The organism is Chitinophaga sp. 9-1-y (assembly GCF_059511905.2).
This window is the reverse complement of record NZ_CM197955.1, coordinates 6918965-6942199: the sequence shown is the minus strand read 5'-3', so window position 1 is coordinate 6942199 and position 23235 is coordinate 6918965. Positions and strand designations below refer to the sequence as shown.

The 23235-nt window shown below is 44.3% G+C and carries 26 protein-coding genes and 1 tRNA gene; 11 read left to right on the top strand and 16 right to left on the bottom strand.

Translation table 11 applies throughout. The features are described 5' to 3' along the window. The first annotated feature begins 3 nt into the window (after nt 1-3). Nucleotides 4-1224: an ABC transporter permease gene (locus tag AC5ZC7_RS27455; RefSeq protein WP_496162237.1), complete on the top strand. Its 1221-nt coding sequence runs from the start codon at nt 4-6 to the stop codon at nt 1222-1224. A 1-nt stretch (nt 1225) separates the two neighbouring features. Here AC5ZC7_RS27455 and AC5ZC7_RS27450 read toward each other — a convergent pair whose 3' ends face one another. Continuing rightward, the gene (locus AC5ZC7_RS27450; RefSeq protein WP_496162236.1) at nt 1226-1552 is read right to left on the bottom strand and encodes a hypothetical protein; all 327 of its coding nucleotides are present in this window, start codon (nt 1550-1552) and stop codon (nt 1226-1228) included. An 85-nt stretch (nt 1553-1637) separates the two neighbouring features. On the opposite strand from AC5ZC7_RS27450, the gene AC5ZC7_RS27445 reads away from it, so the two are divergent. After that, nucleotides 1638-2177 (top strand): GNAT family N-acetyltransferase, encoded by a 540-nt coding sequence (locus tag AC5ZC7_RS27445; RefSeq protein WP_496162235.1) that lies wholly within the window; start codon nt 1638-1640, stop codon nt 2175-2177. A gap of 73 nt (nt 2178-2250) precedes the next feature. Here the strand turns inward: AC5ZC7_RS27445 and AC5ZC7_RS27440 are convergent, their stop codons facing one another. Beyond that, nucleotides 2251-2556 carry a hypothetical protein gene (locus AC5ZC7_RS27440; protein ID WP_496162234.1) on the bottom strand — a complete coding sequence of 102 codons (306 nt, stop codon included), beginning with the start codon at nt 2554-2556 and terminating at the stop codon, nt 2251-2253. A 192-nt stretch (nt 2557-2748) separates the two neighbouring features. Between AC5ZC7_RS27440 and AC5ZC7_RS27435 the strand changes: the two genes are divergently transcribed. Continuing rightward, nucleotides 2749-3324, top strand: coding sequence for a hypothetical protein (locus AC5ZC7_RS27435; protein WP_496162233.1), 576 nt, complete (start codon nt 2749-2751; stop codon nt 3322-3324). 73 nt (nt 3325-3397) lie between these two features. Here AC5ZC7_RS27435 and AC5ZC7_RS27430 read toward each other — a convergent pair whose 3' ends face one another. After that, nucleotides 3398-3793 carry a nuclear transport factor 2 family protein gene (locus AC5ZC7_RS27430; RefSeq protein ID WP_496162232.1) on the bottom strand — a complete coding sequence of 132 codons (396 nt, stop codon included), beginning with the start codon at nt 3791-3793 and terminating at the stop codon, nt 3398-3400. A 145-nt stretch (nt 3794-3938) separates the two neighbouring features. Between AC5ZC7_RS27430 and AC5ZC7_RS27425 the strand changes: the two genes are divergently transcribed. Further along, nucleotides 3939-4934 carry an AraC family transcriptional regulator ligand-binding domain-containing protein gene (locus tag AC5ZC7_RS27425; RefSeq protein WP_496162231.1) on the top strand — a complete coding sequence of 332 codons (996 nt, stop codon included), beginning with the start codon at nt 3939-3941 and terminating at the stop codon, nt 4932-4934. On the opposite strand, the gene AC5ZC7_RS27420 is transcribed toward AC5ZC7_RS27425, so the two are convergent. Continuing rightward, the gene (locus AC5ZC7_RS27420) at nt 4922-5509 is read right to left on the bottom strand and encodes an SMI1/KNR4 family protein (protein WP_496162230.1); all 588 of its coding nucleotides are present in this window, start codon (nt 5507-5509) and stop codon (nt 4922-4924) included. The two genes, AC5ZC7_RS27425 and AC5ZC7_RS27420, sit on opposite strands and share 13 nt — an antisense overlap. Nucleotides 5510-5653: 144 nt before the next feature. Between AC5ZC7_RS27420 and AC5ZC7_RS27415 the strand changes: the two genes are divergently transcribed. Then, nucleotides 5654-5935 (top strand): hypothetical protein, encoded by a 282-nt coding sequence (locus tag AC5ZC7_RS27415; RefSeq protein WP_496162229.1) that lies wholly within the window; start codon nt 5654-5656, stop codon nt 5933-5935. Between the two features lie 62 nt (nt 5936-5997). On the opposite strand, the gene AC5ZC7_RS27410 is transcribed toward AC5ZC7_RS27415, so the two are convergent. Continuing rightward, nucleotides 5998-6840 carry a helix-turn-helix domain-containing protein gene (locus AC5ZC7_RS27410; protein WP_496162228.1) on the bottom strand — a complete coding sequence of 281 codons (843 nt, stop codon included), beginning with the start codon at nt 6838-6840 and terminating at the stop codon, nt 5998-6000. 86 nt (nt 6841-6926) lie between these two features. Between AC5ZC7_RS27410 and AC5ZC7_RS27405 the strand changes: the two genes are divergently transcribed. The 4 genes from AC5ZC7_RS27405 to AC5ZC7_RS27390 all read left to right on the top strand — a co-directional run bounded on the left by AC5ZC7_RS27405 (nt 6927) and on the right by AC5ZC7_RS27390 (nt 9477). Further along, nucleotides 6927-7325: a DoxX family membrane protein gene (locus AC5ZC7_RS27405; protein WP_496162227.1), complete on the top strand. Its 399-nt coding sequence runs from the start codon at nt 6927-6929 to the stop codon at nt 7323-7325. After that, nucleotides 7325-8272, top strand: a complete 948-nt coding sequence (locus AC5ZC7_RS27400; RefSeq protein WP_496162226.1) for a polysaccharide deacetylase family protein — start codon at nt 7325-7327, stop codon at nt 8270-8272. The genes AC5ZC7_RS27405 and AC5ZC7_RS27400 overlap by 1 nt, the downstream gene beginning before the upstream one ends. Before the next feature lie 71 nt (nt 8273-8343). Further along, nucleotides 8344-9081, top strand: a complete 738-nt coding sequence (locus tag AC5ZC7_RS27395; protein WP_496162225.1) for a hypothetical protein — start codon at nt 8344-8346, stop codon at nt 9079-9081. Between the two features lie 36 nt (nt 9082-9117). Next, nucleotides 9118-9477 (top strand): DUF4180 domain-containing protein, encoded by a 360-nt coding sequence (locus AC5ZC7_RS27390; protein WP_496162224.1) that lies wholly within the window; start codon nt 9118-9120, stop codon nt 9475-9477. Nucleotides 9478-9534: 57 nt separating this feature from the next. On the opposite strand, the gene AC5ZC7_RS27385 is transcribed toward AC5ZC7_RS27390, so the two are convergent. Continuing rightward, complete coding sequence (locus tag AC5ZC7_RS27385) at nt 9535-10611, bottom strand: aminotransferase class V-fold PLP-dependent enzyme (RefSeq protein WP_496162223.1); 1077 nt, start codon at nt 10609-10611, stop codon at nt 9535-9537. A 200-nt stretch (nt 10612-10811) separates the two neighbouring features. Between AC5ZC7_RS27385 and AC5ZC7_RS27380 the strand changes: the two genes are divergently transcribed. Continuing rightward, the gene (locus AC5ZC7_RS27380) at nt 10812-11453 is read left to right on the top strand and encodes a NeuD/PglB/VioB family sugar acetyltransferase (RefSeq protein WP_496162222.1); all 642 of its coding nucleotides are present in this window, start codon (nt 10812-10814) and stop codon (nt 11451-11453) included. Nucleotides 11454-11519: 66 nt separating this feature from the next. On the opposite strand, the gene AC5ZC7_RS27375 is transcribed toward AC5ZC7_RS27380, so the two are convergent. Together AC5ZC7_RS27375 and AC5ZC7_RS27370 are read right to left on the bottom strand one after the other, a co-directional pair. Then, nucleotides 11520-11957 carry a GNAT family N-acetyltransferase gene (locus AC5ZC7_RS27375; RefSeq protein ID WP_496162221.1) on the bottom strand — a complete coding sequence of 146 codons (438 nt, stop codon included), beginning with the start codon at nt 11955-11957 and terminating at the stop codon, nt 11520-11522. 47 nt (nt 11958-12004) lie between these two features. Then, on the bottom strand, nt 12005-13363 hold the full coding sequence (locus AC5ZC7_RS27370) for a redoxin family protein (protein ID WP_496162220.1): 1359 nt from the start codon (nt 13361-13363) through the stop codon (nt 12005-12007). A 305-nt stretch (nt 13364-13668) separates the two neighbouring features. Here AC5ZC7_RS27370 and AC5ZC7_RS27365 point away from each other — a divergent pair, with 305 nt between their 5' ends. Continuing rightward, nucleotides 13669-14934, top strand: coding sequence for an MFS transporter (locus AC5ZC7_RS27365; protein WP_496162219.1), 1266 nt, complete (start codon nt 13669-13671; stop codon nt 14932-14934). Between the two features lie 37 nt (nt 14935-14971). On the opposite strand, the gene AC5ZC7_RS27360 is transcribed toward AC5ZC7_RS27365, so the two are convergent. The 8 genes from AC5ZC7_RS27360 to AC5ZC7_RS27325 form a co-directional block, all read right to left on the bottom strand. Continuing rightward, nucleotides 14972-15043 (bottom strand) — tRNA-Arg (locus tag AC5ZC7_RS27360). A 54-nt stretch (nt 15044-15097) separates the two neighbouring features. Next, nucleotides 15098-16915, bottom strand: coding sequence for an AMP-binding protein (locus AC5ZC7_RS27355; protein WP_496162218.1), 1818 nt, complete (start codon nt 16913-16915; stop codon nt 15098-15100). A 29-nt stretch (nt 16916-16944) separates the two neighbouring features. Next, nucleotides 16945-17232 (bottom strand): 2TM domain-containing protein, encoded by a 288-nt coding sequence (locus AC5ZC7_RS27350; RefSeq protein ID WP_496162217.1) that lies wholly within the window; start codon nt 17230-17232, stop codon nt 16945-16947. Nucleotides 17233-17317: 85 nt separating this feature from the next. Beyond that, nucleotides 17318-17983, bottom strand: a complete 666-nt coding sequence (locus tag AC5ZC7_RS27345) for a YceI family protein (protein WP_496162216.1) — start codon at nt 17981-17983, stop codon at nt 17318-17320. Nucleotides 17984-18046: 63 nt separating this feature from the next. Continuing rightward, nucleotides 18047-19702: a phenylacetic acid degradation protein PaaN gene (gene paaN, locus AC5ZC7_RS27340; protein WP_496162215.1), complete on the bottom strand. Its 1656-nt coding sequence runs from the start codon at nt 19700-19702 to the stop codon at nt 18047-18049. Nucleotides 19703-19796: 94 nt separating this feature from the next. Next, nucleotides 19797-20870, bottom strand: a complete 1074-nt coding sequence (locus AC5ZC7_RS27335) for a tetratricopeptide repeat protein (protein WP_496162214.1) — start codon at nt 20868-20870, stop codon at nt 19797-19799. A 103-nt stretch (nt 20871-20973) separates the two neighbouring features. Next, nucleotides 20974-21825, bottom strand: coding sequence for a CPBP family glutamic-type intramembrane protease (locus tag AC5ZC7_RS27330; RefSeq protein ID WP_496162213.1), 852 nt, complete (start codon nt 21823-21825; stop codon nt 20974-20976). A gap of 67 nt (nt 21826-21892) precedes the next feature. After that, the gene (locus tag AC5ZC7_RS27325; RefSeq protein WP_496162212.1) at nt 21893-23137 is read right to left on the bottom strand and encodes a DUF1015 family protein; all 1245 of its coding nucleotides are present in this window, start codon (nt 23135-23137) and stop codon (nt 21893-21895) included. Between the last annotated feature and the right edge of the window lie 98 nt (nt 23138-23235).

The following is a 23235-nucleotide window of genomic DNA, read 5'->3' as shown; positions in this document are numbered from 1 at the left end:
AGGATGAGTGCTATTAATCTCATATTAATCGCTTTAAGGGCCCTGGAGCGGAATAAGCTCCGGGCATTCCTGACCATGCTCGGTATCATTATCGGCGTAGCGGCAGTAATTGCGATGGTGGCAATAGGTGAAGGGTCCAAGCAAAGCATTCAGTCGCAGTTAGGCAACATGGGTTCCAATATGATTACCATTTTGCCGGCCAGTAATGTGACCGGTGGTGTAAGAGTAGGCGGTAGCAGCTTTCAATCGTTAACGATTGCAGATGTACTGGCCATACAAAAAAATGCCAGCTACATAAGTGGGGTTTCTCCGGTAGCTTCCACGAAAGGACAGGCCATTTACGGAGCCCTGAACTGGAATACCTCCCTGCAGGGAGTGGCACCTTCTTATTTCGATATCCGTAAGCTCACCGTGAATGATGGTATCAGTTTTTCAGATGCCGATGTAGCTACCGCTGCCAAAGTATGTTTATTGGGACAAACCGTGATCAATAACCTTTTTCCCAGTGGTGAAAGCCCCGTGGGTAAAGTCATCCGGCTCAATTCCATTCCGTTGCAGGTAATTGGTACGCTGGCGCCGAAGGGACAAAGTTCCTTTGGTCAAGACCAGGATGATATTATTCTCACCCCTTATACTACTGTGCAAAAGCGTATCCTGGCAACTATTTATTTCCAGAGCATCTATGCATCTGCAGTAAGTGAAGGTGTGTCGGACAAAGCCACGGAAGAAATAACGGATATCCTGAGGACCACGCACCGGCTGCGTCCCAGCGACGAGAATAATTTCCAGGTAAGAACCATGGAAGAACTGATCAAAACCCTTAGCTCTACCAGTAGCCTGCTGACTATCCTGTTGACGGCTATTGCCGGCATTTCCCTGGTAATAGGGGGGATTGGTATCATGAATATCATGTACGTATCTGTAACGGAGCGTACTCGTGAAATAGGACTGCGCATGTCTATCGGTGCGAGGGGAATTGATATCTTATTGCAGTTCCTGGTGGAAGCGGTGATAATCAGTATTACCGGCGGATTAATAGGGGTAGCGTTGGGGATTACCTCTGCCAAAGTAATTACGCTCACGTTAGGGTGGCCAACGATGGTATCAGAATCATCTATTATACTTTCTTTTGTGGTATGTGCTTTTACGGGGGTATTCTTTGGTTACTATCCTGCGCAGGCAGCTTCCCGGCTGGATCCTATTGAGGCACTACGATATGAATAAACTATTGTTGGCAATCGTAGGGGGTGGCAATACCTTCCGCTATCCATTTCCTGAAAGCACTTTCTTTTTCAAATGGCAGGAGATTTAATGGCCGGCCGGTAATATCGGCCAGTGAAAAGCCATTGGCATGGGTTTCCACGGCCTGTTGGGTGGCCAGTATTTGTTCAGTTGTAGTGGCTCCCAATATTTTTCTGAACTCAAATACCACGCTGTCTGAGGTGTCGTTGGCGTGAATCAGCATCACAATAAATTCATATTCTCCAAACTTTTGAAGAGAAGGAATATAGCGGGTATTTATTTTGTAACAGGTGCCAGGTGTAAGTTGCATAAACAGGCGTTTGATGACGATATGAATATACGTAACTATTCCTATCTTGTTACAATATACCTTCCGTATAAATTGGTTGACATACATGGAACTAATTACTTCCCGGATGTTACTGCATCCGGTTACCACCGCAGACATTCCAGCTATACACCGGTTGCATAGTATACCCGAAACAGATCAGTATAATACGTTGGGTATTCCTGCTACTATTTTTGTCACCGCAGATGTGGTAGCAGGATGGTTAGCCGATCGGGATCACAAAGTGTGGTGTGTAACGTTAAAGGATACACGTGAATTTATCGGACTGACAGGGATGATGTTTAAAACAGCGCGGTTCAGTAGTGCGGAGATATGGTATAAACTGGACGTCGCCTACTGGGGGCAAGGGTTAGCAACGGAAATGGTAACCGGCTTAATGCAATATTCCTTTGAGGAATTACGGTTGCACCGGCTGGAGGCGGGATGTGCCGTGGACAATGTGGGATCTGCCAGGGTATTGGAAAAATGTGGCATGCAGCGGGAGGGGCGTAAACGAAAGGTATTGCCAATACGTGGCAGTTGGTCAGATAACTTCATGTACGGCATCCTGGAGGAGGATTATCAGCGAAGAAAGGGAGGTAGATAATTTGGCGATAAAAAATATAAAAAGGCCGGCAGGATTTCCCTGTACCGGCCTTTTCTATGTTCAGATGGAAAAATCAGCTTTTCTTCTTGTTATGTATTTGTGATTTCTTAAGGTATACTTTTTTCCCTTTATCATCTACTATGTATTTCTGGTCTTTTCTGTTGATATATACCGTTTCTCCGTTTGGACCTTCCTTGTCTTTATATACTTTGTCAGTCACGGCAGAGGCGCCTTTTACGGCAATAGAGGCTGTTTTATGACCAATTTTCTTTGCGGTGCTGTCGATGCCCTGTGCAAAGGAAGCGGAGCCGGCAAGTGATATTACCGCGCCAAGGGCTGCGGCAAATAAAAATTTCGAGATATGCTTTGGCGTTTTCATACTGTTTCTTTTAATATTTAATGAAATGATGGTTTATGTTGAAATAATTTCAACAATAATGCCATATCAGTTGTTGTATGAATGCCAGCTTTTTACAGATATGTTTTTGCTGTATGGAGTGGGCATACCGGGGATTTTCCCCATAATGAGATTGTTTTATTTCGTATATTCATCTCCGGTAACCCGATACCTATGAAGTCAACGATTAAAGGTCTGTATCTATCTGTTCCTACACCTTGCAACGAGGATTGGAATCAAATGACCCGCACTGCGGCAGGGAAGCACTGTAGTAGCTGTAATAAAACGGTAGTTGATTTCTCCTTATTATCAGATGCTGAAATTTTTTCCGTTATCGTTAACGGAGAGGGGCGTATTTGTGGGCGCTTTACGGATACGCAGCTAAATAGGGCGGTGACTGCGCCATCACTGCAGCGGCATCAACTGATGCCGGCTATGGTGATTACGGCCGGATTGGCCATTGGAATGGTCACCGCCAGTCACGCAGAAACGAGGGTGTTGGAGCAAATTGAAATGGGCGTGCCGGTAGTGTGTAGCGCTGATACAAGTGCAGCTCCTAAAGCGGCGTGTTTGCAAGAAATTGTGGTAACGGGATTTGCAGTTAAGCGTGGTTATACTACGGGTGTTGTAACGGTGACCTACGACGTAAAGGGCGGAGATAAACCGCTGATAGCACAACCAATTATTTACAAAAGAACATCGCCGGTAGCGCCGGAAGAAAAGAAGAAGAAAAAATTCCTGTTTTTCTAAATACATGCTGTTAAAAATAAAACTCCTTCCAGGCTGCCCATAGCCCGGAAGGAGTTACCCGTGTCCATCTTCCTTAGTTTCCCCAGAAAGTATTTTCCTGTTGGATATCGGCTGCGTAAATCTTAGCCGCTACTATTTTACCCTCTTTTACCGTATACACGTCTACGTTATCTGTGTGCAGTTCCGCACCAGGCCTGCTGGCTTTCCAGGTGAGTACTACAGATGCCTGATCACCGTTTACGGCAATGGTTTTAATATCGGATAATGACATGGTATTTTGTGACACTTCAAACATCCCGCCTACCATTTGGAATACTTCTCCACTGGAGTTTTTGGTGCCGGAGAAGCGGTTGTTGCCTGGCTGCTCCCAGCTGATATCGGGGTGTAACAAAGCGCCAATTTTTTCGAGATTTACCTGCTGTACGGCATTTACAAATTCAGTTACTACCTGTAATGTTTGCTTTTCCATTTTTATATTTTTTTTAGTTTGTTGATGAATTGATAATGCAAAGCTACTTCCGGCAGCAGGTTTATCATTTACCTTTGCACGACAAATACTTACCATTTGACGCCAACTTGTTTTTTGTAAACAGGGAGATGAATACCTTTGTAATATGAATAAGTTAGTATTAAGCATGATTGCCTATGCGGTACAGCGGGATGTGGATGCCACTCAGTTATGTAAACTGGCTGGTATCGATCTGGCAGTGCTGAAAAGAAAGAATGCACCACCGGTAACAGCACAGCAACTGCAGGATTTGTGGTTAAATGCCAGCCGTTTAACCAATGATCCACTGTTTGGTCTTCATTTCGGGGAATCACTCCGGCCGGCAGCATTAGGAATAGTGGGAGATATTGTACAGAGTAGTGCTACGGTAGGCGAAGCGTTGACACATGCTGCTGCGCTTACGCACCTGGTAACAGATCAGTGCAGGATGGAATTACATCGTAGTGCCAAAACCTTTACCGTGGCATTAGTGCCCACCACTGACCAGGGCCCTACGCCGCCTTATGCTTTCCGGCAGTTGATAGATGTGCTGATGGTGATGGTAATTCATGAATTAGATGGTTTGTTGTTGGAAAAAATAGTACCGCAGGCAGTGCGTTTAGCCTATACCGTACCAGATCCTGCTGCCTATGAGCGTGTTTTCCGTTGTAAGCCGTCAAAACGCGCGGGAGAGTACGTGCTGGTGTTTGATGCCAGGTATTGGGAAGAACCGCTTTTAACCGCCAATTATGAGCTACAGAGCCTATTGCTGCAAAAGGTCAGCAGTATGCCCCAACCGGCGGTGCAGTCGCATACTTTGAAGACCCGTATTTACAACTACCTGCTGGCAAATTCCTATCTCGGCGTTTCTTCGTTGGATGATATGGCAGCCAACTTCAATATCAGTCCCCGTAGTTTACAACGGAAACTGAAAGAGGAAGGTGTGAAGTACCAGGATATTGCAGATGAGGTAAGACGTTCACTGGCGGTGTATTACATATCTTCAGGTAATTATCCTTTGAAAGATATTTCATGGATGTTAGGCTATAATGAATTGAGTGCTTTCACCAGGGCCTTTAAACGATGGACAGGCAGTACGCCGGTTAGCTATCAGTCGTTGTAGTTCAGGAAAGTATCTTTGTGTACGATGCCCCATTTCTTCACAAAAATATATTCTCCTTTTTCAATGCTGCTGATATAATGCTGCAGCCAGGCTTCAAAGGAAGGGGCTTCAATGGCGCGGTGACCATCGTCGTGCCAGAGGCTGATCACCTGGCCGCGTTTACCATGCGGCGCCGGGTCCAGGTCAATACAGAGGTGGTTGCCGAAGCCGTCGCTGGTAAAAGGGATCCACAGCGGATTCCACCAGTCATTTTTAATACCCGTATCCGGCGTAGCCAGGATAGGCGCATCATGCCAGCTGAAAGTCCCTGCGTCCAGCTGATCTTTCCAATGCTGCCATTGCGAAATGATATCTTCCACACTTAACAACTGATCTGCATCTACCAGGCCCGCCCTGGCTTTTTGTTGTCCGTTGTGTATGGCGTAAAATGCTTTGAAAGACGCCGGTAGGGCTGTTCCTATTAGTTTTTCAAGTGCTTCCACCGCCTCAAAGGTAACTCCGGGATGAAGGATGTTAAGCAGTCTTGGGGCATGCTGCTGCATCCAGTATTCCCATCTGATCCAATATTCTTGCATATGGTATGGGTTTTAACGACTATAAAGATGTGAAATTTTCTCTATAAATTTATTCATTCTTGGCGTATGTTTTTTGTAATGTATTTATCTATAGCTTTGTAACTCTTAAACGTGTACAACATCATAAAAAGTAAATAACTCATTATGGCACAGTTACCTAAATTTCTGATTGCAGATGATCCTGTAACAGATCCGGAAAATGAATATATTTTTCATACTGAAAAACCCCGCTTCTTCGCTAAGCGTGTGGAAGAAGATGAAGAAACTGCCTACATCGATATCGTGCATGAAATTGATAATGTAGAAGAATTCTACAAAAACGCACCAGAAAAGAAACAGGAACTGTTGGAACAACTGGAAGACTGGTACTATTCTTATATGGAATGGCTGGAAGACGACGGAGAGGATGAAGAAGAGGAAGAATAGTTCCCATTACATCTTTTAAAAAAGCGTCCTGCTGTGAAGCCGGGCGCTTTTTTTATGTGGTTTTAATTAGCTGTTGCCTGTAATTCTTTTCTATAGGCAGATGGATTCACTCCTTTATACTTTTTAAACATCCTGTTCAGGTGACTTTCGTCTGTAAAGCCCAGCTCATCTGCAATTTCTCCTACCCGCATACTGCTGTACTGCAACCGCGCTTCCACCAGTTTTAATTTATATTGGGTGATATATTGTTGTAAGCTATCGCCATTGTTTCGCTTAAAATACTCACTTAGGTAAGTAGGCGAAATATTAAAATTCGCTGCAATCTGCTCTGCGCGTAATTTCTCCGGAGAATATATATTTTCATGTATATAATGCAGTATATTCAGGGAAGCATCTTGCTTCGCAGGATGTTTGGGTTGCTCCGGCAACTGTAGTATAATGTTCCTGGCAATAATCATGATCATCGTGTTCACGATTTGTTGCGCCATCTCCCGGTGATAGGGCTGCTGGTTTACCAGCTCCCGGATCAGCGCTTCCACCAACGCTTTTACCAGGGGTTTATCGTTTTTGTTTTTTAAAATACAGCCCGGCATATGATTGGTATGCTGGAAAATGAATTCCAGCTGCTGTATCCATTCCTTATGATGTTGCAGGTAAATGTTATTGAAACGGATGAAGAAGAATTTAGTACTCTCCTTCACATCAAATGAATGACAATCCTGGGGCATTACCAGGAATAGTTTGCCCGGGCTATAAGGCAATTGGTTTTTGTTAACACACTGTATGCCACTGCCTTCCACAATGTATACCAGTTCAAAAAAATTGTGCTTATGAGGATCTATCGGGCATTCGCTGCATTCGCGGTATTCAATCTCAAAGGGCTGATATAAGTTCTCTTGTAGCATACCTGCAAAAGTACAGAATGATCCTAAAAAAGTACAGTTTTATTTGTACCATTCACCCTGATCTTTGCCCTGTAAAAACATATAAAATGGAAAATAATGCGATTGTATTCTTATTGCTCCGGCTGTCGGTAGCCGCCAGCATGTTCGGCCACGGCCTGGTCAGGCTCCCTAAATTAAATGGCTTCAGTGCCTGGATGGTGAAAAGTTTTGAAAAATCGATGTTGCCGGCACCGCTGGTGGTTCCCTTCAGCTATGCGTTACCCATTGCTGAATTCATAATCGGAGCCTTACTGCTGCTGGGGTTATTTACCCGTATTTCCCTGATTGGTGGAGGTGTGGTGATGCTACTGCTGATTTTCGGTACCACCCTGATAGAAAATTGGGACGCACTCCCTTCCCAGCTAATTCACGCTATTTTATTTGCCGGGCTACTGGCTTTTATTCAATACAACACCATTGCAGTTGATCATCTCATAAAAAAATAATGGCTACAAGAAAAGAATTCCTGAAAACAGCCGGCCTGGTTGGATTGGCCGGTATGGTAAGTCCGGGCAAGGTGATGGCCCAATCGGCCCCGCAGTCCGCCCCGGCAACTGGCCCTTACTGGGCAGATGGATCCCGCCTCATCGTATCCGTGTCAATGCAGTTTGAGGCGGGCGGACAACCAGAAGATAATCCCGAAAGTCCTTTTCCGCGAAACATGTCCCGGGGTTATAAAGATCTGCCCGCCACTACCTGGTACGAGTACGGCTATAAAGAAGGGATCCCACGTATGCTCGATAACTGGGATAAACACGGCATTAAAGTGACCTCCCATATGGTGGGAAGCGCCGTAGAAAAACACCCCGCACTGGCCAGGGAAATAGTACAACGTGGCCATGAAGCGGCCGCCCATGGCCGGGACTGGACATCACAATATATGCTGCCCTATGAAGAGGAGAAACAGTTTGTAAAGGATGGTATGGACGCTGTGAGGAAAGCTACCGGCGTAACGCCCGTTGGCTACAACGCCAACTGGATGCGTCGCGGAGAAAATACCCTGACCATATTACAGGAGCTGGGGTTCCTCTATCATATCGATGATTTGAGTCGTGATGAACCCTTTATCACCAAAGTAAATAATGTGGATTTTGCGGTGATTCCATATACACTGCGCTGTAATGATATCCAGCTCATAGCAGGACAATGGTTTTCGACCGACCAGTTTCTGCGACAAGTAAAGATGGAGTTTGATCAATTGTATGAAGAAGCCGCTCACCGGCGCCGCATGATGTCGATCAGCTTCCACGATCGCATAGGTGGTACGCCACAGTTGGTAAAGGCGACCAACGAACTGCTTACCTATATGAAACAGCATGCTGGCGTGGTGTTTAAGCGAAAAGATGACATCGCAAAAATGGCACTGGCAGATAAACATACCATCAGGGAATAAAGAAAGAGACAGGCGAAATCGGGTCTTTTTCGCTTCCTTTGCAATGAATATTATATTATTTTGTTGCTACTATGGAGGTATTTAAAACACAACGGGAAGGCTTCGCCAGTATCAAAAAACAAACGCTTACCCGGTTTGTGCCGGTGATGTTGTTCGGCCTGATCGTTGTACTGGCAGCAAATTACAGCAATGGGTTTGATCTGTATGCCGCTTTAATCGCTATTCCGGTGATGCTGGCAGCCGTGGGCATCGGCATCTACCGGGGCCTGAGAAACAGGAGGAGATTATACGACAGTTTTACGATTGCCATAAATGAAGATACCGTTATCAGAACCCAGGAAGATACAGCGGATCTCTCCCTGAATCGCCTCGAAATTTCGGCCATCAGTAAAGATGCTACGGGCGTTATTACGATTCGTGGCATGTCGGCAGATGATATTATCCAGATACCCGCCGGCATGGAACGCGCTGCAGAACTGGAAGAAAGACTCTCGCAAATTATGCCTTTCTCAGAGGAGGAGGAACGTCCGTTACTGGAACGTTTCAGGTGGATCACAGGAGTGGTGGCCATCATACTGATGGTAATCATCCGGTTTGTAGACAATAAAATAGCAGTAGTAGTGAGTGGTGTGTTGCTAATCACGTTACTGTCCTGGGGCGTATTGAAAACGTATCGTAATAAAAATCTCCCGGAAAAATACAAACGCACGGTATGGATCATGCCGTTATTGATAGCCGCCGTGATAGTGGCTATATTAACAAAGTTAGGCGTGTTCAATTTTTCCTGGAGCATGGACATCGACTTCTAACAAGGTGGGCAAATAATATATCACAAAAAAGAAACCATGGAAATAGCATTGGCCGACATCAACGGTAAAAGCATCGCGGAAATAGTATCAGACCAGGTAGTAGTAAATAATGTAGATGATGCCCTGGATATATTAGGCAATTGCCGGTACCAGGGCGCAGATAGTATCATCTTGCAGGAACAGCATATTACGCCGGAATTCTTTGATTTGAAAACAGGCGTAGCGGGAGAAATTTTACAAAAGTTTTCTACTTATCAAATGAAACTGGCCATAGTAGGAGATTTTGAAAAGTATAGCAGTAATGCCTTAAGAGACTTTATCTATGAAAGTAATAAGGCCGGCCGGATTAATTTTGTTCCGGGTATAGCGGAGGCAAGAGAGAGATTAAGCAGATAAAATATTGTTTTACAAAAGCATAAAAAAGCTCAAAGTGGTGAACACTTTGAGCTTTTTTTATAAGTTCTTCAGGATCACTTTTAGGATCATGTCCTGGTCTTCTTTTCGCAGGTTGTGATAGAGCGGTAAGCACAATACCCTTTGCGCAATTGATTCTGAATGAGGGCAACTGCGATGATCCACGTAATTGATCGTATTCAGCGACGGGAAGAAATAGCGTCTCGGCTGCACATACTGTAGATTCAATGCGGCCACCACTTTCAGTAACACCGCTTCACTTTCAAAAACAACAGGGAAGTAAGCGCAGTTAAAATCGCATCCTTTGGTGACGGTCAGCAGCTGCACCTTATTGGATTCCTGTAGTACCGCCTGGTAGTGTTGCCACTGTGTTTTGCGGTTTTTGAATATTTCATCCATGTGTTTCAGGCAGCAGAGGCCCATGGCTGCATGGAACTCAGAGTTCTTCGCATTAATGCCAATACCATCAAATGTAACAGGAGAAGTATGCCCGAAATTGCGGAGTAGCAGCATCTTTTCCAGCAGTTGGGGCTGCGTGGTAAATACGGCGCCTCCCTCTACGGTATGGAAAATTTTAGTAGCATGAAAACTACAGGTGCTGATATCTCCGTATTCAAAAACTGATTTACCGTTATAAAGACTGCCGAAGCCATGTGCCGCGTCATAAATCACTTTCAGTTGGTGCTTTTTCGCGATGGCTGCAATGGCGTCTATATCGCACGCATTACCGAAAACATGCGTTGCCAGGATAGCAGTTGTTTTCTCCGTAATAGCAGCTTCTATCTTAGCCGGATCAATGTTAAATGTCAGTGGATCTATATCTACAAAAACAGGCTTGCAGTTTTCCCATACAATGGTACTGGTGGTAGCCACGTAAGAGAATGGGGTAGTAATTATTTCGCCGGACAATTCAAGCGCTTTAATGGCAATCTGAATAGCGATGGTGCCATTGGAAAGAAACAGCAGGCTGGAGGTATCCAGGTGTTCCTTCAATTTGCTTTCCAGCTCATTCACTAACGGACCATGATTGGTAAGCCATTGACGCTCCCATATGTCGTTCAGATATTTGTTATATTCTTCCCGCGGCGGAAGAAAGGGCTTGGTTACTGGTATCATCTGATTAATATTATAAATCCCCGCAATTTGTAATTGCAAGGATTTAATGAAGGTACAAAGATTGGCTATAAAATAAAGGCATTCATATATGTTTATATTTTTTATTGTGTATTTAACTGAATTTCTGCTTTTGAACCTTTATTTATTTTCATACTTTTGAGATGCTAATCATTATGAATACCTAAATTAACCGGAAGTATATGACAGCAGGTAAAAAGAAAATATGTATTGTAGGTGCGGGAGGATTTGGCCGTGAAACATTGTGTTGCTTAATAGATGGACTGGATAAAACGCAGGATGTGCGTGACGTCGCTTGTTTTATGGTGGACGACGAATACTATAAGGAAACGACGATACTGGGAATAGACGTGATTCCTTTTTCAAAATTTGATGCAGCATTATACGATGTAGTGGTGGCTGTGGGCGCGCCGGTAGAAAGAAAGAAGATTGTGGAAAGGCTGCCTGCCAATACTACTTATGCTACTATCATTCATCCATCTGCAGTAATATCCCAATGGGTTGAAATTGGTGCAGGCAGCATTATTACTGCCGGTGTTATTATTACCTGCAACATAAAAATTGGGAAGCATGTTCATCTGAATCTGCAAACCACTATTGGTCACGACTGCGTAATCGGCGATTTCTTTACATCCGCACCAGCAGCCAACATTAGTGGTAACTGTCACTTTGGAGAATGTGTTTATTTTGGAACCGGTGCTATTATCCGGGAAGGCATTAAGTTGGTGGATAATGTAACGATTGGCATGGGAGGAGTAGTGACGAAAAATATAAATGAAGCTGGCGTCTATGTTGGTATGCCCGTACAACGAATGGTGAAGTAGTTCCTGATCAGGCGAACCACAGGTATCAGTGGTTTGCCTGCATCCATTTCATTTGTTTAAATGCTGCTAAAGCGCGCGCTCCATCCAGTAAAGATCCAATCCTGGGCCCCAATAATCTTTCTCCGTTTTTATCAGTTGGTAACCGAATTTTTCAAAAAAGCGATACGCTTTTTGGGAAGTAGTGACTATTAGTTTTTCAATAGCTGGGTATGATTTGAACAGCGTGATACAATGTGTTACTGCCAGTGTTCCCAGTCCCACGCCAGCATAATCCGGGTGAAATAGTATCCAGGTAATCTGGCCTGATTTAGTGGCGTCATTAACATGATATCCTACGCCGCCGGCTATACGATTATTGTATACAATCGTAAAATAACGCTCGGCATGCTCATTTAAATAGTTACGGTAATCAACCAGTTCATTTGGATCGAAATACTCAGGAGTATTGAGTTGGAAAATATGCAGTAATTCGTTTTGATCTGTGGCGATATATGGGCGTATCATATGTTGTTGTTTGAGTTAGATGATTAAATTATAGCCGCTTATATCTATCAATGTTTCGTTAGCATTTCCTCATCCAGGTGAGTGAATCCCTGGAGGCTTGAATCTATAATATTCCCTTCCGGAGAGATAAGTAAGTATCTCGGAACGGCAAATATGGCATAATCCTTCGCAAACTGGCTGTTAAATCCACCCATAGCCAATCCGTTAATCCCTTTGGGTTTATGTTTACCAACAGCTGCTAACCATGCTTTTTTATCCGTATCTAAAGAAATATAAAGGAAGATGATGTCTTTTCCTTTAAACCGGTTAAAAGTAGTTTCACTATAATGGTTGATTTCGCTGATGCAGGGGGCACAATAGCTACTCCATACATCAACAAAAATGTATTTGCCCTTATAATTTGTGGTGGCATCGGTTTTTCCATCTTCCCGCAGGAAAGTGATAACAGGCGCTTTACTGCCATTTTTTATTTTAGCAATCGCATCATAATAACTGATAAGCTCGTTTTTTAGACCAGGATCGTCTACAAGTTCCAGTTCTTTATTAAAACCATCAACAGGAAATTTGTCTGTTCCTTTGAAAAGCAATTTATGCTGGATCTTTGTAGCAACCAGCCACTGAACAATTTTTTTATTCGCAATCATCGCATTTAGTAATTGCTGATACTGAAATGTTGAATTACCGAAATCTATCCCCAGATTCCGGTATGAGATGTTGTTTGTAAGATCTCCAAGATAAGTAAGGAGGAACTCCCGGTAACAGCTGCTTTGATACAAGGCTACCGTGTCAATGATGCTATAGGTAGAAATAAAAGTATTGGTAAGTTGGGCCCGGCTAAATTTTTCAATCATCTCGGAAGGGGCATTATTCTTTTTCATGCTAAGGTCAATCGCATTTTTCAAACTATCTAAATAACGACTGTAGAGCGGAATAAAAGGAAAACCCTGTAAGCTGTGATCGGAGAAGTTATAGTTCATAAATGCAGGGGCATCCACAATGCTACCCAGGTTATCATAAAATATGTCGGTGGCGCATTTCAGGTATTCTGCGGGCGTTAGTTGACCCCCATTTTGTCTCAGGAAATCAGATTGTGTTTCGTTGTTCGCTTTTATGGTTTTAATAACGGCTTCCAGTGAACCCATTGAATTTATTTTGTCCTGTAGTTCTTCTTTTTTATCCTGGAATTTATTTTGATAGGCAATGAGGAATCTATTCATGTGATCATCTTTGTCTGACACCATTAATGATCCCGGGAAGTTATCCTGCTCCCATTCAAGTTTTATAGTGGATTTATTGCCGGTGTATAAGTCAATCGTACTATTGTTTCCATACGCTATAAGCAGGTCGGGTGTCTCGCCTGCTGAAATCTCCTGGTGAAATCGGCCATCTTTATCAACTTTAATCATCTCCCTGGGGTTAACCAAAAGCAATCCTTTTGCAGTAACAGCCAGCGAATCAGGTCTGAGGCAATTTTTTATTTTCCCTTCTATGATGATATGTCTGTTTGACTGTGACTGTGAAGGAAAAGAGGAAGCTACAAATAGAGTCAGGATGATTAAACAGTATAGTTTCATTGTTGGTAGTTAATGGGTAAGGGTCGTATTGTTACATAATATAATTAATTCTTTGGTTAAATCCCTAAGCTGAGTACTTTGCATAGATTTGCAGCGGGTGAAGCGAATATAAGTCGAACTTTTTAAAGCCCTGAATAGTGGAGCAAATAAGATTAGGATTAAAAGAAAACTGGCAACAATTTACCCTTTTGATACTCGTGAATATGATGGTGGGAGGGATGGTTGGTCTGGAACGCACAGTAGTACCATTGGTAGGTACCTCAGAGTTCAGGATACAGTCAGATGTAGTTGTTTTTTCGTTCATCATCGCCTTTGGTGTGGTAAAGGCATTTACCAACCTGATTTCAGGCGTACTGGCAGATAGATACACCCGTAAGAAGGTATTGACAGGAGGTTGGATAGTGGGGCTTCCGGTACCTTTTTTATTGGCTTATGGGCCTTCCTGGAACTGGATTTTATTTGCCAATATTTTATTGGGCATCAGTCAGGGCCTGGCCTGGTCAATGACGGTGAATATGAAGATTGATCTTGTGGGGCGTAAAAGCCGTGGTCTTGCCATGGGATTGAATGAAGCCGCGGGATATGGGGCTGTGGGGCTAACCGCGCTACTTACCGGTTATCTGGCCTCGCATTACGGACTACGCCCACAGCCTTTTTATATTGGGATTGCTTATACCGCTATCGGATTATTACTTTCCATTTTTGTAATCAAAGACACCAGGAAACATGCGACATTAGAAGCAAAAGAGATACAAATAACTACCTCAGGAGAACAAACGCATAAACCCAACTTGTGGTGGGTGTTTAAAGAAACCTCCTTTAAAAACAGGAACCTGTTTGCTGTTTCACAGGCCGGGCTAATCAACAATCTAAACGATGGGATGTCTTGGGGCGTATTTCCATTACTCTTTATGTCAATGGGGGTTGGCCTGGAAGGGGTAGGCTGGATCAAGGCCATTTACCCGGTAGTATGGGGTGCCGGACAAATCATTACAGGACCGTTGGCAGATAAATGGGGCAGAAAGCCGCTGATTGTTTGGGGAATGTTTGTACAGGTAGCGGGACACATTGTCATTGGTTTGGAGATATTCGCACCATTACCTTCGGGTGTAGTAGGTTCTGTTTTGTTAGGACTAGGAACCGCCATGGTTTATCCTGCTTTATTAGCGGCAGTGAGCGATGCCGCACATCCAGCCTGGCGGGCTTCATCATTGGGCGTATACCGGTTTTGGCGGGACATGGGATATGCTATTGGCGCATTGATGGCAGGTATTGTAGGGAATTATTTCGGGTTAATTTGGGCGGTGCATATTGCAGGTATGGTGACGTTGTTGTCAGGGATAGTGGTTTGGGTGAATATGAAAGAAACGATGAGTAAAAATCTGCAAGTGGGGGTAAAATAGAAACAGGAAAAGCAATGTTAATTACTTTTCCTGTTAGTAGCCTCAACAGGGATCGAACCTGTATCTAAAGTTTAGGAAACTTCTATTCTATCCATTGAACTATGAGGCCATATCCCAATTTTTCTGGGATTGGGTGGCAAAAGTAAGGGTTTTAAATTAATATTTAAAGACTTTCTATATCTACTTTCCCGCCCGACGGGGTGTACATGCCCTCAATTTCTTTTTTGTATTTCTCCAGGATCACTTTCCGCTTTGCTTTCAGCGTAGGGGTGAGTTCGCCGGCATCTACTGTCCATTCATGGGGGAGAACAACGAACTTTTTCACTTGTTCAATATGACTGAAAAACTGGTTGTACTTGTCCACCGCTTGTTTGAAGAGGTCTATCACTGCTGGATTTTTCACCAGTTCTTCGTTGGAAGTGGCAGAAATATTGTTTTTGGTGGCCCAGCCGCGCAGGTTACTGAAAGAGGGAACAATTAGTGCGCCGGTGAATTTGCGGTCTTCGCCTACCACCATGATCTGCTCTATATATGGCGATTCTTTGAACTTGTTTTCAATGGGCTGAGGTGCTACAAACTTGCCACCAGAGGTTTTGAAGAGTTCTTTTTTGCGGTCTGTTATTTTCAGGAACTTGTTATCAATCAGTACGCCGATATCGCCGGTATGAAACCAACCGTCTTTTATGGCATCAGCGGTGAGATCGGGGTGCTTGTAATAGCCGATAGTTACGCCGGGGCCCTTGCAGAGGATTTCACCGTCTTCTGCCAGCTTTACTTCTACGCCACTGATAATGGGGCCTACGGTGCCAAACATCCGGTCTTGCTCTTCATACCGGTTTACGCTGATTACCGGAGACGTTTCCGTAAGACCATAGCCTTCCAGGATAGGAATGCCGCCGGCAGTAAATATTTTGAGTAACCGTACCTGGCAGGCGGCCGCTCCATTTACGATACATTGGATTCTACCACCCAAAGCAGCACGCCATTTACTGAAAATCAGTTTGTTAGCTAATTTGAGTTGTAGATTATACCAGGCGCCCTGGTCTTTGTTAATTTCGTAGCGCTTGCCAATGCCTACTGCCCAAAAGAACAGCGCCCTTTTAATGCCTTTGAGTTCCAGGCCGGTGGTCATAATCCTTTCATATACTTTTTCGAGCAGGCGTGGTACGGTAGTAAAAATGGTAGGTTTTACTTCTTTCAGATTATCTCCAATGGTATCCATGGTTTCCGCATAGTAAACGGGCACGCCGGACAGGAGATACAGGTAGGTCACCATTCGCTCAAATACATGGTTTAATGGAAGAAAGCTGAGGGCTCTGGCTTCTTTGCTAACCGGTAAATAAGGCTGGCAGGCCAGCACATTGCTCATCACGTTATGGTGGCTGAGCATCACGCCTTTGGGCGTGCCGGTGGTGCCGGAAGTATAAATAATAGTGACCAGTTCTTCGGGAGATATATTTTTCCGGGTGGTGTCTATTGCTTCAAAGTCTGCCTCATCGCCCAGTTCCACTACTTCTGTCCAATGCCTGGCGCCTTCCACTTTATTAAAAGTGAATATTTCCCGGATGGTGGGAAACTGGTCGCGCATGCTATTGATTTTGTTAAGCAGGTCTTTGTCGCTGACAAAGAGAATGCGTGCTTCAGCATCATTGAGTACATAAGCCAGTTCATGTTCGCTGATGGTAGGATAAATGGGCGTAAGTACGGCCCCCAATTGCTGACAGGCCAGGTCGGTGAGTATCCATTCTGGTCTGTTGGGTGAAATGATGGCTATTTTATCTTTTTCCTCGTTGTTTTTAATGCCTGGCCGGATACCTAGTTTGAGCAGGCCGGCGCTGAATTTGAGGGTAATGTCCGCTACTTCTTTTGTGCTATACTTTTTCCATGCTCCATTTTCTTTGCCGGCTAACATATCGGTTTTAGGATAGTTCGCTAATTGGTAAGAAATCACGTCAAATAGTCGCTGCGGTTGATCCTTCATGCTGTTGTAATTTTGTTTTGCCTCAAATGTCAAATACGCGTTTGCTGTTGTTCCTTTAGCTTTTCATATTCCTTCAGTGTGTCTCCGAATGGGTCTTTGTGATAGGCATTAAAATATTGGAAAGACAATGCAATGCCCCAGCCCAGTGCCGGCCATACCGGCCATGGTGTGCCATTTGTTTTATCACTGTCGGTCAGAAACCAAACAGCCCACATTCCCATATTAATCACGAGATATATGATAAGATGTGATTTAAATCCGGCTCTTGCTTTCGCGATGCGCCAAAGCCGGTCATCTCTTTCTTGTGGAGTTTCCATTGAAGTCAAGTTTTAGGTAATAGTGGTGATACTAAATTTAAAATATTTTATTGGCTTCACGGAGAAAAAAAACGAAAAAGCAGGCTTAGCGGGTCGCGCGGATATTAAAGCTGATATTTACCTGTGAGTTAATCAGTTTGTCCTGCAATGATTTGTCAGCGCGATAGGTGATACCCCATTGCGTACGGTCTATATTGAAGCTGGCAGTGGCATTCACGGTGTTATGACTGAAAGTAATGCTGGCAGGGAAAGACACATTTTTAGTAATAGATTTCAGGGTGAGATTACCCTTAATAATGTGTGTGGCATTTTTTAAAGTGAGTTCATCACCGGCAGCAGGTTGAAATGGGGCTACGTTAGTAATTTCAAATGTGGCGGTGGGATATTTTTTGACGTCGAAAAACATTTCACCTTTTAGTTCAGTTTCCAGCTTATGTTGCATGGCGGTATCGCCCACGAGGTCTTTGTCTTCGAGGGAAGTCATGTTAATCACCAGTTGGCCACCGGTAACGCTGCTATCGTTTACATACAGGGCGCCGCCTGCGAGTTTCAGCGTGCCATGATGTTTGCCGGTTGGTTTGGTACCAATCCATTCTACTACGCTGCTGGTGGTATCCGGCAGGTAGGCGTGTCCGGTGCCGGCATGTACGGTTTGCGCATCCGTAATAGTGGCTTTGTCGGCTTTAGGCGCCTGCTCGCATGCTATAATGCCGCAGGCAAAAAGAAGAATGATACATAGCAGTTTTTTCATAAATACATATATGCTTTAAAAAACAAGCGCCCCGTCAACCGGGACGCTTGTTAATAGGTTTCGCTATTCAGCCAGTTCCCGGTTACCTACCCACACAAATCGCTTCACAATGAATTCCTGGTTGGTAAAGCTGGCGTTGCCTGCCGGGTTGCCACCGGTAACATGGAAGTCGGAAAATGCCGCATGTTGGTTTACCCATATAAAGCCGGTGAGATTAAAGGATACCGGGGTAAACACGCTGTTCATTTCTGTCGTGATTTTTTCTTTGGTGTCGTGATCGGTGGTATAAGCACCGCAGGTAATGGCGCCATATTTTATGGCCATTTGTCTGGCGAGTTGAATACTGTGATCGGTATCCCGGGTTTTAATGAGTAATACCACAGGGCCGAAAAGTTCCTTTTCGTAGATAGCAGTATCTGCACTGGTTACTTCCAGTATGGTGGGGGCACATACCCTGGCATTGGTAAATTCTTCATTTACCACCGGAGTGCCTTCCAGTATTACTTTACCGCCGAGGTGACGTACTTCTTTTGCCCGGGTAAGGGTGCTGTCGTTTTGGATGGCGCCCAGGGTGCCTGCACCCATTTTAGGATGGTTCACGAGGCCTACTACAGCGTCCTTAAACCGTTGTACTACTTCATTGAAGGGTACCAGTCCATTTTCTGTCTGTATGCCATTTTCGGGGATGAAAAAGTTCTGTGGTGCGGTACACATCTGACCGGAATACAGGCTAACCGAAAATGCCAGGTTCTGGATAACAGCATCCAGGTCTTTTACACTGTCGAGAATAACAGAGTTTACCCCTGCTTTTTCTGTAAACACCGTTTTACCGGGAAGTGATTCAATGTATTCACCGAAGCTGCTGCCGCCGGTATAATCTATCAGTTTTACTTCCGGATGCTCACACAGTGTTTTGGTGATCAGCTGCTCAGAGCTGTCTGCAGCCAACTGGCAGAGATTGGGATCATAGCCGTTGTCTTGCAGCGATTGCTGAATGGCGCTCACGGCAATGGCTATAGGAAGAATCGCTTTTGGATGTGGCTTTACAATCACGGCATTGCCGGTGATCAGGTCGGCATATACACCGGGTAGGGTATTCCATACCGGGAAGGTGGAGCAGCCAATCACTACGCCGATGCCCTTAGGAATCGGCTTGAATGTTTTATATAGTTTGATACTGGTTTTGCCCATCGGCTTTTCCCAGGTAAGGCTGGGAGGGTAGCGTTGTAATTCATGGTACCCGGTGGCTACTGCTTCCAGTGCACGGTCATTGGCGTGTGGGCCGGAAGCCTGGAAGCTCATCATAAAGCTTTGGCCGGTGGTATGCATGGTGGCATTGGCAATATCGAAAAAATAGTCTTTGACGCGTTCCAGGGTTTCTGTCAGGATGCCCGCTCGTTCTGCTACCGGTACCTGCCCCCAGCTTTTACCAGCGATGGCTGCTTTTGCCAGCAGGTCGTTGACCGCAAAAATAGGATAGGTAACACCCAGCACCTCGCGGGTATAGGGAGATACTTCTTCCCCGGTCCACCCGGTTTCACCAGTTTGCAGTAATTGTTTGAAGGGTTTGCCCAGTAATTGCTGATAACTTTGAACGCCCCTGGCATGCGCCTCATCGCCGTAAGCTTTAGGGTGCTCCGGATATTGCGAATAGAAGGTTCTTTCGTGATTTGCCTTTACGGCATTGTCGATAATGTTTTGGTGTTTGTTAACGAGCATATTCAGAATTTGAGATTTACAATTTACGCATTTAGTCATTCAGTTGCTACAGCAACTAAATGACTAAATCCATAAATCAAAAAATATCTAAATACTAATATCCCGAATTGATCAGCGTAAACCTTCCATCGTTGTAATACTCGTCGGGTCTTGGCTTTAATGGATGGCTACGTTGGTAGTTCAGGAAGTCATCATAGTCCTGTTTATGTAATGCAATCCATGCTTTGTAACCGGCCTGGTTGGCAGCAGGGCCAAACAGCCATTGATTATATGATTCAAACATTCCTGCCTGTAACAGGTTACGTTGAAAATCGAAGAGCGCAAAGGGATATTTCATCCCGTAGAAGTTAAACCAGTCCAGCAAAAAGCGGGTACGTACCATTACCAGTACTTCCGGATCAATGCCACCTGTTACTACATTGATTTGCTTGCCCATGCAGGTTTTGTAGGCCTCCACAAAATCTGAGCTCCCTTTTTTGCTTTTTTTATCATCAGGGAGCATGGCGTCAAAGAGCGACGGGTCATTGAATAACTTCTTATAAGATTCCAGCACAATGTTTCTTATTTCGGCCGTGCGGGTGGTGAAACTTTCCATATTCATGAACGTTTCGCCGTATAAGATGCACCATAACGGCGCGTTACTAAAGTCGTATGTTTTAGCGGCATTATAATAGTTCCCCGGAAATGCAGGGTCTTGTTCTATGCCTTTGAGCCAGCTACGCAGGGCGCCATCATACATTTTAAAGTTCATCAGCAGGGTACCATTGTCGTTGTACAACTCACCACTGTTGGGAAACTTCTTCAATGCCCGCTCATACATACGCTGGGCGACCTTCCATTCTTCCCGGCCAATGTAAATATTCCCTGCAATCTGGAAAGCCTGAACATCTACTTCTTTGTTACTCAACAAGGGCTCTATCACACTTTTGGCTTTTACCAGGTCTCCTTTCAGGTAGAAGGTGAAGGCCAGTTGCTTCTTATATTCATAATTATCCGGCTCCAATTGTAAAGCCTGGTTCAGCACCAGTACGGCGTTAGAATAATCTCCGGTACGAATGAAGCCGGAGGCTGTATTGTACAACTCTTTGGCATCCTGGGCTACTACCGCCTGTGAAAATAAAACTCCCGCAACTATAAAAGCTCTCAATAAAGAAGACCGTTTGTTCATTCCTTGTCTGTTCGTTTGCTGTAAAAGTAAGGAAAATGGGGTAATGTCCCGCGGATCAATCAATGAGTGCAGCCGGTGCGAAGAATTTAGATTATATATTAATTTATTTCTTGTTGGGTTGTGGTAAACTTGTTTGAAGGGTAATAACGCAGATAATGACAATGATGGCGCTGGCAGCCACCCAAACAGGAGAATTAAAAACCTGTCGTAGCTGCGCAGTTACTTCATCCCGTAGGGTAAATACCAATAAAAGGGGGATAAGGCCGCATAAAAGTTGCATATAAATAGTGTTGCCAAGATTCTTTGTTTTCAGATATAGCCACGATAGCATTACACTGAAAGAAATTACATATATGAAAGAGGTAAAGGATAAATTAAAGGCAAAACTAATGGCCATCACATTGAAAATAGCTTTTACGGGGGTGTAGTTTTTCAGAAAACTATCCAACACAATCCCTCTCATCAGTATTTCCTGGATAAGCGGGTCAACAAAGAAGTATATAAAGCAATAAAATAACGGAGCTTCCCGGATCACAAGAAATACAGAGGAGTCCCATTCTGTCAGCATGCTTAAATGAAACCACTCCTGCATGCCAAATACAAATACATAGAGTGCAGACATCAGGAATGGGCCTGTTAATAGTACAACTGTAGCAGGAAATTTGATAACAAGTTTATAATCTGGCTCTACTTTTTTCTTCCTGTTATAACTATAGAGTAGTATAACCGCCAACAGGCTACAGTAGAGCACTATAGATGCTATACTGGTCAATAATTTATTCTTTATAAAGTCCGGGAAAATAACTTCGCTGGTGGCGAAAAATACCAGGATCAAAACAAAGACGTAAACAGGCATTAGCCAGGCTGGACCAAGTGTGGGGTAAAATTTTTTCTTTTCTGTTGCCAGTAAAGGGTCATCATCAAAAATCGTTCGCGTATTGTCTGATGCTTTCATAGTAAGGAATATAGAATGGGAAACAAAAACGTCCCCGGTTCTTGAATAACCGGGGACGATATGTTGATTAAATGATATGTGTGATCAGTCCGTCTCTCAGCTTTGGTTCAAACCAGGTACTTTTGGGGGGCATTACATTACCGCTGTCGGCAATATCAAACAACTGTTGAATGGTAACCGGGTACAAGGCAAAGGCTACTTTCATTTCGCCACTGTCAACCCGTTTTACCAGTTCTCCCAATCCGCGGATGCCACCTACAAAGTCAATTCGCTTATCGGTGCGCTGATCTTTGATTCCCAGTAATTTATCCAATACATTATTAGAAAGGATGGTCACATCCAGGATGCCGATAGGATCAGTGGTATAGGTGCCGTCTTGTGCTACCAGCCGATACCATTTGCCATCAAGATACATGCTGAATTCGTGTAACATCGAAGGCTGCTGCGGAAGATGGCCAATTTCTTCTACGGTGAAATCATAGTCCAGCTGCGATAATAACGCGGCGGTACTTAGGCCGTTCAGGTCTTTCACTACCCGGTTGTAGTCTAATATTGCCAGTTGGCTGGCAGGAAATATTGTGGTGAGGAAATAGTTGACCGGGTTTTCCACGGAGGTGATTTTGCCGGCGGCTTCCATTTCTTTTTGTACGAGGCTGGCAGAAGCGGCACGGTGGTGTCCATCTGCAATATAGGTGCAGGGAACTTTTTCGGCGAACAGGGAAGTGATATCCGCTACGGTGGCCGGAGCATTGATTACCCAAACGGTATGTTGTATACCGTCATCTGCGGTGAAATCGTAAACGGGGGAGTGATGTTCTTGCCACTGATCTACCAGCGCATTGATTTCCGGCACATCGTTATAGGCCAGGAAAACATTACCGGTTTGTGCTTTGGTGGTTTTAATATGATTGATGCGGTCCAGTTCCTTGTCCGGGCGCGTGAATTCATGTTTCTTGATGATCCCGTTGTTGTAGTCTGCGATGGATGATACGCATACAAGGCCGGTTTGTGCGCGCCCATTCATCACCAGTTTATAGATATAATAAGCAGGCTGGGTTTCGGCAAAAAGCACCCCGTCGTTTATCAGGCGGTGCAGATTTTCTGCTGCTTTATCATATACCTGCTGGCTATGGGTATCTATTCCCTCCGGCAGATCTATTTCTGATTTTGAAACATGATAATAAGAGTACGGGTTACCGGAGGCGGCAATTTTTGCCTCTTCCGAACTGAGTACGTCATAGGGCCTTGCGGCTACTTTGGGTGCCAATTCTGCTGTTGGCCTTACTCCGTTAAAAGGTCTGATAATAGCCATGATGGATGAATGTATGTGTGAGTAGTAAATGTAACGATAAAAACAACGAATAACCAATAACGCACTACGGAGTTGCAGGCAGATCACAGTAGATCTGG